Annotated in this window: 15 protein-coding genes; 12 read left to right on the top strand and 3 right to left on the bottom strand. The window is 44.9% G+C overall.

The window, feature by feature from the left end; all coding sequences use genetic code 11:
- The first annotated feature begins 175 nt into the window (after positions 1 to 175).
- Both ABUE36_RS12115 and ABUE36_RS12110 read left to right on the top strand, forming a co-directional pair.
- On the top strand, positions 176 to 2,014 hold the full coding sequence (locus ABUE36_RS12115; RefSeq protein ID WP_421016806.1) for a heavy metal translocating P-type ATPase: 1,839 nt from the start codon (positions 176 to 178) through the stop codon (positions 2,012 to 2,014).
- Positions 2,015 to 2,032: 18 nt separating this feature from the next.
- Entirely contained in the window at positions 2,033 to 2,371 is a 339-nt protein-coding gene (locus ABUE36_RS12110) for an iron chaperone (RefSeq protein ID WP_161001828.1), read from the top strand.
- A 638-nt stretch (positions 2,372 to 3,009) separates the two neighbouring features.
- On the opposite strand, the gene ABUE36_RS12105 is transcribed toward ABUE36_RS12110, so the two are convergent.
- The gene (locus tag ABUE36_RS12105) at positions 3,010 to 4,212 is read right to left on the bottom strand and encodes a PLP-dependent aminotransferase family protein (protein ID WP_161001829.1); all 1,203 of its coding nucleotides are present in this window, start codon (positions 4,210 to 4,212) and stop codon (positions 3,010 to 3,012) included.
- Between the two features lie 591 nt (positions 4,213 to 4,803).
- Between ABUE36_RS12105 and ABUE36_RS12100 the strand changes: the two genes are divergently transcribed.
- From ABUE36_RS12100 to ABUE36_RS12075, 6 genes are all read left to right on the top strand, one after another.
- A complete protein-coding gene (locus ABUE36_RS12100) occupies positions 4,804 to 5,232 on the top strand; it encodes a MarR family winged helix-turn-helix transcriptional regulator (protein WP_161001830.1) in 429 nt (142 codons plus the stop codon).
- A 120-nt stretch (positions 5,233 to 5,352) separates the two neighbouring features.
- Positions 5,353 to 6,852: an MDR family MFS transporter gene (locus ABUE36_RS12095; RefSeq protein ID WP_421016805.1), complete on the top strand. Its 1,500-nt coding sequence runs from the start codon at positions 5,353 to 5,355 to the stop codon at positions 6,850 to 6,852.
- A 27-nt stretch (positions 6,853 to 6,879) separates the two neighbouring features.
- The gene (locus ABUE36_RS12090) at positions 6,880 to 7,395 is read left to right on the top strand and encodes a DUF4811 domain-containing protein (RefSeq protein ID WP_161001833.1); all 516 of its coding nucleotides are present in this window, start codon (positions 6,880 to 6,882) and stop codon (positions 7,393 to 7,395) included.
- A gap of 70 nt (positions 7,396 to 7,465) precedes the next feature.
- Positions 7,466 to 7,912 (top strand): CopY/TcrY family copper transport repressor, encoded by a 447-nt coding sequence (locus ABUE36_RS12085; RefSeq protein WP_421016804.1) that lies wholly within the window; start codon positions 7,466 to 7,468, stop codon positions 7,910 to 7,912.
- 169 nt (positions 7,913 to 8,081) lie between these two features.
- Complete coding sequence (locus ABUE36_RS12080; protein WP_161001842.1) at positions 8,082 to 10,109, top strand: heavy metal translocating P-type ATPase; 2,028 nt, start codon at positions 8,082 to 8,084, stop codon at positions 10,107 to 10,109.
- A gap of 327 nt (positions 10,110 to 10,436) precedes the next feature.
- Entirely contained in the window at positions 10,437 to 11,366 is a 930-nt protein-coding gene (locus ABUE36_RS12075; RefSeq protein WP_096109805.1) for an IS30-like element ISLpl1 family transposase, read from the top strand.
- 303 nt (positions 11,367 to 11,669) lie between these two features.
- Here ABUE36_RS12075 and ABUE36_RS12070 read toward each other — a convergent pair whose 3' ends face one another.
- A complete protein-coding gene (locus ABUE36_RS12070) occupies positions 11,670 to 12,695 on the bottom strand; it encodes an IS30 family transposase (RefSeq protein WP_010619295.1) in 1,026 nt (341 codons plus the stop codon).
- 161 nt (positions 12,696 to 12,856) lie between these two features.
- On the opposite strand from ABUE36_RS12070, the gene ABUE36_RS12065 reads away from it, so the two are divergent.
- On the top strand, positions 12,857 to 13,540 hold the full coding sequence (locus ABUE36_RS12065) for a hypothetical protein (RefSeq protein WP_161001835.1): 684 nt from the start codon (positions 12,857 to 12,859) through the stop codon (positions 13,538 to 13,540).
- A 506-nt stretch (positions 13,541 to 14,046) separates the two neighbouring features.
- Here the strand turns inward: ABUE36_RS12065 and ABUE36_RS12060 are convergent.
- On the bottom strand, positions 14,047 to 14,703 hold the full coding sequence (locus ABUE36_RS12060; protein WP_421016803.1) for a DUF805 domain-containing protein: 657 nt from the start codon (positions 14,701 to 14,703) through the stop codon (positions 14,047 to 14,049).
- A gap of 129 nt (positions 14,704 to 14,832) precedes the next feature.
- Between ABUE36_RS12060 and ABUE36_RS12055 the strand changes: the two genes are divergently transcribed.
- The 3 genes from ABUE36_RS12055 (at position 14,833) to ABUE36_RS12045 (ending at position 17,313) form a co-directional block, all read left to right on the top strand.
- Positions 14,833 to 15,348, top strand: a complete 516-nt coding sequence (locus ABUE36_RS12055) for a GNAT family N-acetyltransferase (protein WP_421016802.1) — start codon at positions 14,833 to 14,835, stop codon at positions 15,346 to 15,348.
- 124 nt (positions 15,349 to 15,472) lie between these two features.
- On the top strand, positions 15,473 to 15,616 hold the full coding sequence (locus ABUE36_RS12050; protein WP_162854132.1) for a hypothetical protein: 144 nt from the start codon (positions 15,473 to 15,475) through the stop codon (positions 15,614 to 15,616).
- Between the two features lie 233 nt (positions 15,617 to 15,849).
- On the top strand, positions 15,850 to 17,313 hold the full coding sequence (locus ABUE36_RS12045) for an amidase (protein ID WP_161001838.1): 1,464 nt from the start codon (positions 15,850 to 15,852) through the stop codon (positions 17,311 to 17,313).
- Positions 17,314 to 17,319: the final 6 nt, after the last annotated feature.

Raw genomic sequence — 17,319 nt, 5'->3', positions numbered from 1 at the left:
TTTTTGAAAACAACAGTATCGAATTAAACGTATCCTTAATAGTTATTGAGACCAATTTAAAGGAAAAGTATTTTTTGAATAAATAGGATAGAAAAATAAACTATTTATTGATTGTTTAGAATGATTCTAATATAATTAATTTAACAAACAACACACAACGAAGGAGAGGCTACCCATGAAAAACCGGCAAAAACTGAGTTTGATCATTACGGTCGCCGTCATTGCATTAGTGTTGCAATTTATCGCACATCAAGCGCTTGCTGCTCAGTGGTTGATTACAATTGTAGGGGCGGTAATGGCGTTTGGAATGTTGATGGGGATGATTCGAACGCTACGCAGTGGTAAATATGGTGTCGACCTCCTTGCAATTACTGCGGTGGTTGCCACACTTGCCGTTGGTGAGTACTGGGCCGCGTTGGTTGTTTTAGTTATGCTAACTGGCGGCGATGCGTTGGAAGATTTTGCATCACGGCGTGCGAACAGTGAGTTGCAGGCATTACTGGATAAAACACCCGAAGTTGCGCACCGCGTGACGGATGACACCATCACTGATGTCGACGTTGATTCACTAAAGGTTGGCGATCGCTTGCTAATCAAGCCCGGCGAAATGGTTGGGGCTGACGCACATGTCGTTATTGGGACGTCCACGTTTGACGAATCTTCCCTGACCGGTGAAGCACGGCCAGTTGAAAAGGGTGTCGGGGATGAAGTGATGTCTGGTGCAGTGAATGGTGATCAAACCGTCACGGTTCAGGTTGACAAACTGGCGGCTGATAGCCAATACCAAAAGATTATTCAATTAGTTCGTGAGGCAGAAGCACGGCCGGCACATTTCGTGCGCATGGCGGATCGCTATGCTGTCCCATTTACATTGATTGCTTATGTGATTGCGGGAATTGCCTGGTTCATTTCTAAAGACCCAGTTCGCTTTGCGCAAGTGTTAGTGGTTGCGTCGCCATGTCCATTGATCTTGGCAGCACCGACTGCGCTAATTTCTGGAATGTCACGGGCATCACGCAACGGGATCATCGTTAAAACTGGGACAACTCTTGAAAAACTAGCTGATGCGCGTAGTATTTCGTTTGATAAAACTGGGACGATCACGAATGGTGTTCTAAGCGTTGATCAAGTGGTACCGGAAGGCGCAACTACAAATGATCAGTTGTTGCAGTTAGCGGCTAGTGTAGAACAGGGCTCGAGCCACATTCTGGCACGATCATTGGTTGAACATGTTGGTGCACAACATTTGGTGCCCGTTAGCGATGTGGCGGAATCCACAGCAAACGGCGTGAGCGCACAGGTTGATGGTCATCTTATCAAGGTCGGCAAACTTAGCTTTGTGACCGAAGAAAAGTTATCACCACAGCAGCAAACGGCCGTGTATGTCTCACGCGATGGTAAATATTTGGGCGCTATTACGTTTATGGACACCATGCGAGACGAAACGCCGGCAACCATGAATTGCTTGCGCCGCTTGGGTGTGGACCACATTATGATGTTGACGGGTGATCAACGACAAGGCGCCATGGTCATTGCAAAGCAGGCTGGCGTTGATAACGTTCATGCTGAGCTATTGCCAGCAGATAAGATTGCTGCGCTCAAACAAGTGCCGAAAAACTTACGACCAGTCATTATGGTCGGGGATGGCGTGAACGATGCACCATCGCTGGCAACCGCTGATGTTGGCATTGCGATGGGAGCTCACGGGTCAACTGCGGCTAGCGAGTCTGCTGATGCTGTTATCGTGAAGGATGATTTGAGTCGTGTAGTGAGTGCCCGTATCATTGCCGCTGACACCATGAGAATTGCCAAAGAATCCGTGCTGATCGGGATCTTCGTTTGTGTCGGCCTGATGTTGATTGCAGCTACTGGAGTTGTGCCCGCATTAATCGGTGCCTTGTTACAGGAAGTCGTGGACACTGTGTCGATCCTTTCTGCATTGCGGGCTCGTCGTGGGAAGAAACGGCCAGCAAGCCAGTTGGCTGGTTTGAAGGCGGACATTGTAAATGCTTAGGCCTGGAATCGAGGAAAAATGACGGTAATCGAACAATATATCGCGAATCAGCCAGCAGAGCGTCAGGCGCGATTGAACGAATTATATGCATTGTTGAAAGCAGAGTTGCCTAATGCACAAGAGAAAATCTCTTATGGCATGCCAACGTTTTATGATCAACATAACATTATTCACTTTGCGAATATGAAGCACCATACCGGCTTGTATCCTGGCGCGGAACCGATTGCGTTGATGCAAACGGAGCTAAGTGATTTTCATACTAGCAAAGGTGCTATTCAACTGCCACTAGACAAACCGCTGCCGGTTGACTTGATCAAAAAGATTGTTCAGTTGGCTTTGGCGCGTGAGCAACGGTAGATTGTGAGTGCCGTGACAGCTTTCGCTACCGGTTGGCAACATTGACACGCGGTTCAAGCCTTCTAAAAACCGAAGTCTTTCACCTCGCCGTCGAGCCTCGTGAAGCCCGCGAGTCTTGACGTCCGTCCGTGATGTAAATCTGAGCAAATTTACTCAGATTAACATCACCTGCACGGCTTGGTGTCAATGTTGCCGCCCTCTCGCTCACATAGCAGTGGTCACCACGTCACCACTAAACTAGACAACACCACGTTCAGACAGCAGTATTTGGCAATGTTGCTTGAGTATGGCAAGTGCCACGATTTTTCGTAGTAATGACGTTATCACTGTATGCGTGAAGATTGAAAATCTTAAGTAATTACGATTATGTAGTGGAGCAGACCGGCGACAGAGTTTCGGTGTCGACAATACTTAATGGCAGGGGTCTAGCCATTTAGTATTGTGGGACGATTTCTGAGACGAACTATGGCTCAGAATCGAGGTTGAAAACCGCGGCTTTTGCGGGTTGAGACCGGTCCTCACGGAAATGGCGTCGCCGGTCAGCGCAACGAAAGCACATCATGTAAAAAAACAGCGTTCAGACTATCAAAATAATCTGGACGCTGTTTTTGAATGAATCGAAGAGGGGGCGGAAAAACTTACTGCACTTTGACAGTATTTTCAGTTAGTGCGGTTGCCAGTCGTTGAATGCCAGCAGTGATTTGTTGTTCATCAACACCGGAAAAGTTCAAGCGTAGGCCATTGTGTACGTTTTGGTGAGCGAAGAAGACTTGACCAGGGACGTAACTGATATGTGCTTGCGGCATCACAACGTCCTGTAATAACGCTTGTGTGTCGACATTTTCTGGCAGTGTCAGCCAAACGAAGAAACCACCATCAGGGCGTGTGAATTTAACTGTGTCTGGCATGAATTCGGTCAGTGCGTTTAGCATGGTGTCTAGGCGATTGCGATAAGTAGTCAGCATGTTAGCCACGTGTTGGTTTAAATCGTTGTTATCCAAAAAAGCAGACACGGCATGCAACATAATGGCTGGTGATTCAAGATCACTGGTTTCTTTCAGTTGACGAAGTTTATTGATGACCATTTCATCCGCGACCACCCAACCGGTGCGCAAACCTGGCATTAAGATCTTTGAGAAGCTACTGATGAAAATAACGCGACCATGGCGGTCAAAAGATTTAATAGCTGGCAATGAGTGACCGTGGTACCGCAAATCACGGTATGGCGTATCCTCAAGAATATAGAAGTGATACTCTTCGGCTAGTTCGACCAACCGCTTCCGTTTGGCAACGGACATCGTCACACCGGTGGGATTATGAAAATCTGGCACTGTGTAAACCAGTTTGATATTGGGATGGGTTTTTAACAATGCGGTGAGTGCGTCAACGTTCATGCCGTCGTCTTCCATCGGCACGTCTAAGTAGGTAGGACCATATTGATCAAACGAAGCAAGGGCACCAACATAAGTAGGTGTTTCGACAGCAACTTCATCACCGGTATCGAGTAGCAACTTTGCTACTAAATCAATTGCTTGTTGGCCGCCTTGGGTGACCAATACATTATCGGCCGTAGCATTGATGCCGGCCGTTTGGTGAACGCGATTGGCCAGTTGTTGACGAAGGTGAACGGGGCCAGCGACCTCCTGATACTCAAACAAGTGGTTACCCGCAGTATCGATGGCGGTGTTAAAAGCGTTCTGCATTTGTGCGGTTGGAAACAGGTCAGGGTTGGGATTGCCAGCGGAAAATTTAATCCCGTCCGGACCTAACTGCCCACCAAATAACTGTGCCAAACGACTTTCTGTGCCAATGGCGGCACGATCTGCAAATAATTCACTCATAACTGTCGCTTCCTCTCTTTTACTTGTTGCCAAGTATAAAGGATGTTATTAAATAAATAAAACTCAACTTTTTCAATTTAAAGTGAATTATTTTCACTATTAATACTGATTTACAAGGCTGAACGTAATTCGTTTCTAGATAAACTGCTTAGTTGTGTACTGGCGATGTATACTTAGTGATTATCAGTTAATTTACTAGTCTAATCTAATAACGTGCTTGTGGCGTGGCCGTTGCGTCGACTAGAAACGCCGTTCCATGGGGACCGGTCTCAGCCTGTTTTGCACAGTCTTCAACCTCGATTTTGAGCCTTACAGCCCAAAGTCTCAAAGCTCGTCCTGCATGACTAAGTGGCCATAAACCGTCCACTAAGTCATGCTTTCACGGAACTATGTTTCTAGTCGACTTCACTTGTATACGTAGTAGCTAGTTAAATTGGTAATAATTGGTACTCATATTACCGAAGGTTTATGTTTGTGTGAAGTAGAAAAGCATAGTGTGAGCTGAAGGGCATTCAATTTTGACAACCGCAATCGTCAGTTAAATACTATATTCAAGATTGTTTGAATGCAAAGTAGAGGAGAGTTTTAAACATGGACGCAAGAAAAATTAGTGATTTAGTTCGCAGCATCGGCATTAAGCAGCGGATGATGGCCGACACGGCTTTGCGTGAGTTGGGTATTAACGCGGTCCAGGGTAGAGTTATTGGCTATATTGCAGATCATCAAGATCATGGTGTCATTCAACGAGAATTAGCCACGGCTGTGCAACGTCGTAGTGCCAGTATCACAAGCGTGTTACAAGGTTTAGAAAAGCGTGGTTTAATCGAACGTCGGGTGCCAGCTGATAATGCCAGAAATAAGCAACTGTACTTAACTGCTGCTGGTAAAGCGATGGTGGTACAGTATGATTCACTGGCCCAAAAAATTAATGAACAAACTGTTGACGGACTGACGGAAGCGGAGATGGTCGATGTAATCGCATTATTAACTCGATTAGATCAAAATTTGCCAGAAATCTAATTTTTTGATTGACAGTTAGAACTCTAACAATTACACTCTATTTCGTTAGTTAGATGTCTAACCTTTAAACGAACAGTTAGAGTTCTAACTATATATTTTGAAAATAGAGGTTATTTTGAGATGAAAAACAGAATTGAAGTTAATGGACAGACATTTTCACGTACACTGTTTGTCCTGACCTTATTGATTGGAACTTTCTGTGACATGCTGAACCAGACGGTTATGGCGGTCGCACAACCGAAGTTAATGAGTACTTTCTCTGTATCAACAGCTACCATTCAATGGCTAACAACAGGATTCTTGTTGGTTATGGGGATCATGGTGCCAATCACTGGCTGGTTGACGGATCGTTTTAATGTGAAATGGCTCTATATCTTTTCACAATTGTTATTTTTGATAGGAACCTTTTTAAGTTTCATAGCGCCATCTTTTGGTGCCTTATTGGCGGGTCGATTAATTCAGGCAGCTGGTTCAGGAATTGCGAGTCCGTTAACCATGACAATGTTGTTTGCCATTTTTCCACCTGAAAAACAGGGTGCCGCAATGGGATTGATGGGAATTGTCTTTGGTTTAGCACCAGCGATTGGACCGACATTCTCTGGTTGGATGGTGGATAGCTTTAGCTGGCGCTACATTTTCGGACTTATCTTACCAATTACGATGATTGTACTAGTGATCTCATTGTGGACGATTAAAAATGTTATTCCGCAACGCAGGACACCATTAGATATATTGTCGGTTGTCGAATCAACAATTGGTTTTGGAAGTTTGTTGTACGGATTCTCAGCGGCCGGAAACGACGGCTGGCTGAGTGGTAATGTCATTATTGCAATCCTTATTGGGGTTGTTGTCATTGGCCTTTTTGGGTATCGACAATTGCACATTATGGATCCGTTGCTTAACTTAACGCCGTTTAAAGCACGCAATTTTACATTGGGAACGTTGGTTGGCTGTGGCGTTATGGCAGCAATGATCGGTTTTGAAATTGTTTTACCGATGTACCTACAGATTATCCGTGGTCTTTCGGCAATCGATTCAGGTTTGTCGTTATTGGCAGGCGCGCTGGTGACTGCGTTAATGAGCCCGATTGCGGGGATGGCTGTTGATAAGTACGGGGCCAAACGTCTTTTAGTCATTGGAATGAGTATCTTAACGATCGGTACAGTTCCATTTGCGTTTGTCACGACGCACACATCAATCGTTGCGATTATCGTTTTATACGCGGTACGGACTTTTGGCATTTCATTGTCATTAATGCCAGCGTCGACGTTGGCCTTTGCGGCAGCCCCAATGAACCTGATGGGACATGCCAGTGCTAATAATAATGTCGCTCGTCAAATTGCCAGTGCTGTTGCCACAGCAGTGTTGGTCAGTGTGTTTGCAAACGTAACGAAAGTAAATATGCCAACTAAGCATCTATTGACCGTGGATCCATTGGCGTACAAACATGGTGCCTTTGATGCATTGCTCAGCGGGTATCACGTTGCTTTTTGGCTGACTGCACTGATGAGCTTGATTGGTATTGGTCTGGCGTTGTTAGCACAGGAGCGATCGGTGACTGAGTCAGTCTCTGATAACGCAGCGTCTACGGATCACACGATTGCGACTGAACAGGCGTAGCTAAAACGAAATGGAGAGGTTGAAGAAATGATATTGTTTGGCATTATTTTAGGTGTGATTGGCTTGTTCGCCAGTTTCGTCTATGGCAGAAAAAATTCGTGGCGGGCTGTTGGCACCATTGTGTTTGGGTTGTTGTTGATCGGATCAGTGACCGCAATCGTTGGCAATGATACGCATCACTGGGCAATGCATCGCTCGACAACTCGGCAACAAACAGTGATCAAAGCCAGCAAACAGACGCGTCATGGTCCATTACTATTAGCCGTTAAACTGGATCATGCCGGTCACGACAAGGCGTACGTTTATAAGACAAGTGGGAACCAAACGAAGCATACGAATCCAGAAACCACGCGTGTGAGGGTTTGCCAAAACGGCAAGGCTAATTCAGCGGCAATCATGACGACGAAACGGCATGAGTGGCAGTATTCTAGACTCGGAAAAATTATGTTTGCAGGGCTCCGTAACAATCATGAATTGATTTATAATAACGTTGGGTACAGTGTGCCATCAACCTGGCACGTGCTGACAATACAACATCGTTGAAAAAACACGATTACAAGTGTAAACTTTAGTCATTGAAACTAGTTAACGATGACGAAAGGTGGTTCTCAGCATGGAAGCCACAGTAAAACTTGAAATTAGTGATGCTGAATGGGAAGTAATGCGGATTGTCTGGACGTTAGGTGAATCAAACAGCCGCCAGATTACCGAAATTTTAGCCGACAAGATGGGCTCGAAGTCAGCCACAGTTAAGACGCTTCTGGGCCGTTTGGTTAAGAAACAGGCGCTCACAACGAGAAAAGACGGCAACGCATTTATTTATACGCCGTTGGTTGCTGAACAAGATGCTATGGACAGTGCAACGCGCGCTTTGTTTGGCCACCTGTGTCAAATGAAAGTCGGTCAAACGTTAGCTGACTTGATTGATGATCTGACGCTCAGCAAGGCAAACATTGCTGATTTGCAAGCTCAATTGGCAGAAAAGGCGAAGACGGCGCCGGAGACGGTAGCATGCGATTGTTTGCCAGACGGCTGCGATGCCATGAAGCAGGAAGCCTAATTAAATATTTGTCTTGACGAAAGGGAACTGTTTGGCGTAGTAGCCAGCCAGTTCTTTTTTTCATGAAATCACGAAACTTATGACTTGACGATTTTCGTTTACGATTGTAAACTGTACCTATCGATTACAAATGTAAACGTAAAATTAAAAGCGTCAAGGGAGGCACATGATGAACAACATGTCGATGGATCATGAGATGAAGCACGATGAGATGCAGATGGCCGGGCATGGCATGATGCACATGGGTAATCTCAAACGGAAGTTTTGGGTGTCCTTAGTTTTAACGATTCCGATCATTTTATTAACGCCAATGATGGGCGCACGGTTGCCGTTCCAGTTGTCATTTCCAGGTTCTGACTGGGTGGTGGCGTTAATCGGCACCATTTTGTTCTTCTACGGTGGGGCACCATTCTTTTCCGGTGCCGTTGATGAGTTGAAGACACGCAAACCAGCGATGATGGCGTTAATCGCCATGGGTATTTCTGTTGCGTACATTTACAGTATTTATGCAACTATCGCCAACAACGTGTTCGACGTGAAGCCAATGGTGATGAATTTCTTCTGGGAATTGGCAACGTTGATCGACATCATGCTACTAGGTCACTGGATTGAAATGAACGCAGTGATGAATGCCGGTTCGGCGGTTGACTCACTGGCCAAGCTGTTACCGAACACGGCACACAAGATCGTCAATGGACAGACGCAGGATGTTCAAGTTAACGAATTGGCTGTGGGTGACCACGTTTCTGTGAGAGCTGGTGAACAAATTCCGGCCGACGGTGTATTGGTAAATGGAACCACCAGTGTTAACGAAGCCATGGTGACAGGTGAAGCCAAACGGATTGAGAAGAAGGCAGATGATAAAGTTATTGGCGGCTCAGTCAACGGTGATGGCACGTTTGAAATGACGATTACTGGCACAGGCGATTCAGGTTATTTAGCCCAAGTTATGGATTTGGTGGCCAATGCGCAACAGTCGAAGTCAGAACAAGAAAACATGGCAGACAAAGTTGCCGGGACGCTGTTTTACGCGGCTTTGCTGGTCGCCGTCGTAGCCTTTGTAACATGGCTATTCATCGGCAATTTAGCGCTGGCACTATCTGTGGCAGTGACGGTGCTCGTGATTGCCTGCCCACATGCGCTTGGTTTAGCAATTCCGCTGGTCGTTGCCCGAAGCACATCTATTGCTGCCCGTAATGGTTTGTTGATCCGTAACCGCGACGCAATGGAACGTGTTAAAACATTGAAGTACGCCTTGATGGATAAGACGGGGACCTTAACTGAAGGTAACTTTGAGGTGCATGCCGTTGGCAGTTTAATTGATGGTGTGAGCGATGACGCAGTATTGGCCCAGCTGGCTGGCCTGGAAAATGGGTCTAGTCATCCATTAGCGGTTGGTATTCTGAACGCGGCTAAACACCATCAAGTCACGGCTGCCAAAGTGACTGACATTGCTCAGATTACTGGTGTTGGCGTGCAGGGCCGCACAGATGGTCATAAGGTGGCCATTGTCTCGGCCACATATTTGAACCAGCAGGGAATAGCTTACGACCACCAGCAGTTTGATCAACTAGCCAGTTCAGGCAACTCAGTTAGCTATTTGCTTGTAGATGATCGATTAACTGGTTTTGTGGCGCAGGGGGATGAAATAAAACCAGCTGCAAAACGTATGATCAGTATGCTAAAAAGGCAACAAATTGTGCCCGTTATGTTAACAGGTGATAACGAACAAACGGCTCAAGTGGTTGCCAAACAATTGGGTATCGACGAAGTGCGGGCGCAACTCATGCCAGAGGATAAGGAGAAAATTGTTCGTCAGTATCAGGAAGATGGTTCCGTCATGATGATTGGTGATGGGGTTAACGACGCGCCAAGTTTGGCACGGGCAGATATTGGTGTGGCGATTGGCTCGGGCACAGATGTGGCGATTGATTCGGCCGACGTTGTGTTGGTTCGCAGCGACCCTAACGATGTTGTTGAATTCTTGAATTTAGCCCGTAAGACAACGGGTAAGATGACAGAGAACCTCTGGTGGGGAGCTGGTTATAACATTTTGGCCATCCCATTAGCAGCAGGGGTCTTGGCACCGTTGGGCTTTATCCTTAGCCCAATGCTCGGGGCAGTGTTGATGTCCCTAAGTACAGTGATCGTAGCGATTAACGCGATGACGCTGCGGGTAAATAAACAAGCTGAATAATTTAAAGACCACAATTCCGATTTACTTCAGAATTGTGGTCTTTTTTATACGACTAAATGCTTCTTTTTCTGTCATCCTCATGGAATTATGACTTTCTCCTTGTGTAACCAATTTCTCTAAATCTTGGGCTCGGTGTAATTCGTTCAAATAAGTGAATATTGAGTACATTTCTTTGCCAAAAAATGTTAGCGGCTTTAATATTAATCAGGTTCATTAATATACTTATATAGTAGATTGTAAAATTAATCCGAACGCTGTTCGGACAAAAAAGATCAGCTTCCTTTAAAATGGTGTTTACAACAAACCCATCTTTTAGGAGCTGATCTTTTGTCTAGTATAACCTATTCCGAACGAATTAAAATCGAAACCTTTTGTGAACTAGGGCTGTCCAATATCCAAATGGGCGTTCGGCTGAACCGATCACCGTCAACAATTTCTTATGAATTATCTCGATGTCAACCTTATCAGGCTGAATTAGCACAAACAGATGCCGAATACAAGCGATCACGATGTGGTCGGAAAACTAAGCTGAGCGATGAGTTAAAGCAAACAATTCTCAACCATTTACATCTAAGCTGGTCACCAGGAATGATTGCTCACGAATTTAAACTAGCGACTAAATCTATTTATAATTGGCTAAATCAGGGGAGAATTGGTTTCTCCTTGAATGATCTACCTGAACATGGCGTACGCCAACGGCGTAACGTTGACCAACGATCCAAATATAATCAATCTTTGGGGCGATCGATTGAACAGCGTCCCATGATGATTAATCAACGTAATCGCATCGGTGATTTTGAACTAGATACCGTCGTTGGCCCTCGTGGGCATAGTAAGGCAGTTTTATTAACTTTAATCGATCGCAAATCACGGTTCCTTTGGGCATATCGGTTAAAGGACCGAACGACAGCGAGTGTTAATGAAGCACTGACTAAGTTCCTAACAACTTTTAATGGACCGGTGCACAGTTTTACTGTGGACCGTGGTACTGAGTTTAGTGGGCTAGTATCATTTGAATCACAATATGGTATTAAGACCTATTACTGTCATGCTTATACGCCAGCTGAACGTGGTAGTAATGAACGCTTTAATCGGAATTTACGTTATTTTTATCCTAAGGGGACTCGTTTTGAGCACATTAGTGCTCAAGATTTAACGACGACGTTACTCCAAATTAACCAGAGACCGCTTAAAATACTTGACTGGAAAACACCGTATCAGGTTATGCTGACCAATTTGTCCAAAAATTCGGATTAAATTTGCAATCTACCATATCACTTGGGAGGGATGCTATGGGTCTTAATGAGCCCCTAGGTCGTGAACGTCTCATCAAATTGGTGATTGCGTTTGTAAGACTTAGCCGCTGCGAATACTCATATGTACTCAAGGGGGGATTAAATAATTGGCAATAAAATATTTCTAATTTTCGAAAAAAGATAATCTGGTTAGAAGGTAGAGAACACTATTGTATTTCTATCAGTAGCTTTGAAAGTATTTAAATACCTCAATTGTCAAATCAAGTGCAACACTAAGAATCTATTCTTAGAAGTGGTCTAGTTGCTAAGCTAGTTCAGGCATTAGATCGGCTGGGCAACGATAGTTCAATGACCGCCGTAGCCGGTTGTTTAAGGTATCTTGAGCCAGCTGAATGTCAATGAGTGAGGCCGAAGCCAAGGATCTGCCCTTCGGGAAGAACTCGCGCAAAAGGCCGTTAGTGTTCTCATTGGTTCCACGTTCCCATGGTGAATAAGGATGGGCAAAGTAGATGTCAGTTCCCTTGACTTGACTCAAGCTTGAGAACTCAGCACCATTATCAAAAGTAATGGTTTTAAAGTGCTCGGTTCCATAGTCATATAAGGTATTCTGGAGGGCTTTCAAGCAAGTGTCGGCATGATAATTGGGAAGTTTAACGATGATCTCTAAGCGACTAACACGTTCAGTCAAAGTCATTAATGCTGGCTCAGATTCAACCCGTTTGCCTTTGACCAAGTCACCTTCCCAGTGTCCAAGCTCTTGACGCGCTTGAACCATGGCGGGACGCTCTTCGATTGAATGGCCCAGATTTTTCTTATTGATTCGATGATGCTTTGCCCCGGGGCATTTAATCCGGCGACGTAGTTTAGCTGGTAGGTCTGAATTGCGGATAGCTAAACGCTGGTCATCAATATACCGGTACACCGTCGGTGTTGAGGGGCAGACAAGCCTTGGGTGATCAGTCTTGAATTGGTGGACAAAAGTATCCACACTATGCATCCTGGGACGCGCTTTTAAAGCTGTCACCAAAGCATTACAGAAGGTTTGACAATGATCAAAGAGTCCACGATAACAGCTATTTAGTCGGTGCTTACGATAAATTGCTTCACCAGTTTCTGCCAGATATGACTGTTCAAAGATATGAGTACTAGCGTTAATCTGTGTCGTTGTCCCACGTTTTAATTCACGTGAAATCGTGCTGGGATTACGATGAAGGGCCTGGGCAATCCGGCGGATAGACCAATCTAAGTCCCTTAGGGATTCAATTCGACCACGTTCAGCTAAATTGAGTTGGTGATACTGATTAGATATGATATTCTTAATTCGGGTCATGAAGATACCTCTTTCTTGTTTGTGGTGAATTAAGAATAGGTCTTCATGGCCTTTTTGACTAGTCTGAATAAAGAACTGGTCTATTAGAGCAGGTGTTGCACTTCAATTTTAAATCGAGGAAGTATTTAAATATAATTAGTAGGCAAGGAGATATTTTTATCATGAAAAACAAGATTGCAACGGGACTAATTTTAGCAGTGCTACCAATGACTTTAGCAACTGTCGGTGCTACAAATGTCAAAGCTGATGCGACACATGCCACGACGTTTGAAATGAAAAGAAACGATATGAGCAAGACGTCTGGTGCCATCGTTGGAAGCTATAATAGTAAGGACAAGAAGGTTGTTGGAGCAACCTTGCCTGGTAAATCTGTGTCATTTAAGGTCTCTATGTTGAAAGGAGACTCAACATACTTGCATTTTGCCTTTATGCACGCCGCATCTGGATCAAAGGGGTGGTATTTTACTCCAATGTCAGCAGATGGAATCAAATTAAGTAAGGCGGACTTTAAAGATGGTAAGAGTATAAATATTACGAATAAAATCGGATTGTTTGCGGCCCCAGACGCAAGTACTGTGAAGTCAGTCAAAGCAAATGACGGTAAGCTGAAATACGAAAAGACTTCAAAGTTCCTAAAGGCGACTGTTAAAGAAATCGATGGCAAATATACGGTTACTATCAAAAACATGTCTAAGGGTAATTACAAGACGCCATTTTCATCAGGTGTTTGGGGTACCGAAATGAATGGCTCAAAGGCTTTTGACCACACGCCATCAGCAGCATTAAGCAAGCTCGCTACGATGGGACACCGTGACGATTTACTAAAGACAGCCGAAATGAAATAAGGTAGATATACCGGTAGACAAGGCATCTCACTGCGCTTGAAGTTAGGGATATTTAAATTCTCACGAAGATGTAGTTACTTGAGTACCTAGTCTATAAAAAATAAATCTCATATTCTGGCAATAATTCCCTCATGGGTGATAGATGAGCTATGAATAGTTCATCTGTCACCTGTGAGGGGATTTTTTATTAACTGTGAAGCCGTTTTGTTGATTATTATTACCAGCATAACGGTCAGCGGTGACTATCATATTTAGGTGTTGTTACTTCTAAAACATACCGTTTTTTGGGGCCTTCGCCTTAGATAATTTTCAGCAAATTGAAACGTTTAACAAACTTGCCAGTATTGATGTCTCTAAGTACAGTGATCGTAGCGATTAACGCGATGACGCTGCGGGTAAATAAACAAGCTGAATAATTTAAAGACCACAATTCCGATTTGTTTCAGAATTGTGGTCTTTTTATACCGTTAATTTAAGTTGGCATGCCAAACAGCGGACCAAAGGGCTTATTTGCCTGTTGTTTCGTTTGTTATAGTTGTGCTTTCATTTTCACTGTTAACCGTCTTTGAGTCGCCACCATCATCGTTGGGATTAGTCGTAGGCGTTGGGTCTACTAAGAAGCGGTTTGGTCGTTTGGACTTCTTAGCTAATAATATCCATTCGACGAGTTCAAGTGCGAAAAAAATCAGTAGTGCTAAAAATCCTCGTTCAAAATTGATCATAGCAGCGTTCACATGGCCACCTTCGTAATTTACGACTAACAAGATCAGTTCATACATAGTGGCTAAGAATAATAGCAAGCGAGTTACCCAAAGGCCGATAATCCAGTGTGCTGACCAGTTAAAGTCGTGGGAGCGACGAACAGCAATCGTGAACTTAGGAATGAGCGTTGCCAACGTGAAAATAATGGCAAGGATGACAAACGTATTGGCGAATACACTGTTCTCACCACCGGCAAACAGCCAGTGGGTAAGGTGAGGATTTCCAGTTCCCACACGGGCCGACGGATGGTCGTTGAAATCAAAGGCTCGCAGATATTGCATGGCCTGAAACAGGATTTCAAAAAAGAGGTTAACTAGAAAAGCCCACCAAAATTCGGCCCGGGTCGCTACACCCTTAATATGAAATGATTGTTGCCAAAACTTTTTGTACGCGACTAACATGATGATTCCCCTCACATTTCTTAGCAGAATTATACCATGCGACCCCGCAATAAAAAAGTAAAGCAACCCTTAATTCTGACTTTGGTAACGTAAATTTGTATAATAGCGTCATGAGAAAGAAGGCGAACCATGATTTTTGAAAAGTACCATCCGATCATGACCAAACATTATGAGTTAGACTGGCTAACCACATTTAAAGTGAAAGAGGTTTTTGCATTACGTCATGATGCCAGTGTAGCAAAGTTAACTAATCGGGACGTTGATGCAACCATTATGGACACGGCTGCCCACGTAAATCGTGTCATGAGTAAGATTATGCATAATGATGCTTTGGTTTGGGGCATTGGTGACAAACGGACGGGTGAATTCTTAGGGACATTTGGGTTTGATTCTTTTGTGGCGGATCGAACAACTGCAGCAATTACGTTTGAACTATTGCCGTCTGCTCAGCGTCATGGTGTCATGAGTGAAGTGTTGAGTCATATGTTGTCGTTTGCGTTTGATGAACTCGATCTTCAAAAGGTTATTGCAACCGTGCAACCAGCCAATGTTCAGGCCGTCATGCTCTTGAAGGGGCAGGGCTTCATGTTGGGTCGCGAGACGACGGGTGAGCTACAGCTTGAACTGAAACAAGACGAACGGTAATTTTGGATAAAACAAAGTTTACCAAAATCTGATAAAAGCGCTACAATGAAATTAACGAGCCGTCCCCACAATGCGTGGGACTTAATGGCGCCCGTTTCTTTTCCATTTAAAAGAGGCGAATATCATGGCTAAATTGAGTAAGGAAGAACGTAAGGCTTTGATCGAAAAGGCCGAAGAAGATCGTGCTAAGAACCCGAAGCCAGAATCAAAAGAATCTGGTTTTGCCACGATTGATGCAGATGCAAAGAAGTTGGAAGACGAAAACTAGTTTTCCAACGTGGTTGCTTACATAGGTAAGCGTGCCGAGTGATAACAATTGTTGTCACTATTAATAAAAATAAGGTTAAATGATGCATATTAAATGTGTCATTTGGCCTTATTTTTATTTATGTTATGTCTGTGCAGAAGACATCCTCAATGTGTCACTCAAAAATCGCATGCAAAACATGGAATGCGGTATAATTTAGCTAACAATCAACAAACGTTTGGAGGCGAATTGTCATGGCAGATGCATTGGAATTAGCACGGCGGGTCCGCGATGGTGAAGTGACCAGTGAGGCCTTGGTCAAAGCGGCTCTTGCGCGGATTGAAGCGACCAACAATGACTTGAACGCGGTCGTTCACACGCGTCGTGAAAAAGCGCTGTCGGAGGCCCGCCAGTTGCAGGATCTTGGTCAGCCATTTTTAGGCGTGCCACTGCTATTGAAGGATCTCGGCCAAAATTTGAAGGGTGAACCGGCCACGCTGAGTGCACGCTTATTCAAAGATGAAATTGCGGGTCAAACAGATAATTTTGTGGCAGCATTGCAAGATGCTGGTTTTATCATAATTGGTCAAACGAATGCGCCAGAGTTTGGCTTCAAAAACATTACTGATCCGGTGCTGTACGGTAAAACGCGGAATGCGTGGGATCGCGACTATTATCCGGGTGGTTCATCAGGCGGCGCAGCGACAAGTGTTGCGGCCGGTTATGTACCATTGGCTGCCGGTAATGATGGCGGCGGATCGATTCGTATACCAGCCTCATTCTCCGGCTTGATCGGATTGAAGCCCACACGTGGGCGAGTGCCTGTCGGTCCTGATGGCTGGCGTGGTTGGGCTGGCGCGTCCATTAATTTTGCGTTGACGCATTCAATTCGCGATACAGCAGCCTTATTAGACTGGCTGCAAACGTACCAACCGGAGGCGCCATTTAGTACGCCGGTTAACCTACAAGGGTTCGCTGCGCAACTCTGGGATCAGCCGGCTCATCTGAGAATTGCTTACAGTACAAAATCCCCCGTCGGTACGCCTGTTTCTAAGGCGGCTGTGCAGGCAGTTGAAGACGCCGTGACATTCTTACGGGAACAGGGCTACGAAGTGGTCGAAAAGAGCAATCCATTGGATGGTGTGGCACTCATGCGGTCTTACTACATGATGAATGGTGCTGAAACAGCTGCGATGTTTGACTCCGTTAATCAAGCCTTAGGACGTTCGGTTGAGCCAGACGATATGGAACGATTGACATGGTTGATCTATCAGGCAGGGCTAGGTGTCACTGGCGCACAGTATAGTCAGGCAATGGGTCTATGGGATCAGGCTAGTGCACAGATGAATGACTTTTTGGACACGTATGATCTGTACCTCACCCCAACGTCTGCTTATCCAGCGCCACGTTTGGACAATCCATTGGTGGATCCAGATATAGATGCTCAAATTGATCATGTGACGCGGATGAAATCATCTGAGCGATTGCAGCTGTTGTGGGATTATTTTGAACAGGCACTGACATTGTCGCCATTTACACAACAGGCTAATTTGACAGGACAACCGGCTATCAGTTTGCCAACATTTGTGACTGACGCAGGCTTACCAATTGGCATTCAGTTTACCGCCCGCAAAGGTGATGAACTGGCGTTGTTGCGCATTGGTCGTTTGTTTGAACAACAACATCGGCTGAAACTACCCACATTTGAAGAGGAATAACAGGAT

The organism is Furfurilactobacillus cerevisiae, from assembly GCF_048961765.1.
Taxonomy (GTDB): Bacteria; Bacillota; Bacilli; order Lactobacillales; family Lactobacillaceae; genus Furfurilactobacillus; species Furfurilactobacillus milii_A.
This window is presented reverse-complemented; position numbering and strand designations above follow the sequence as displayed.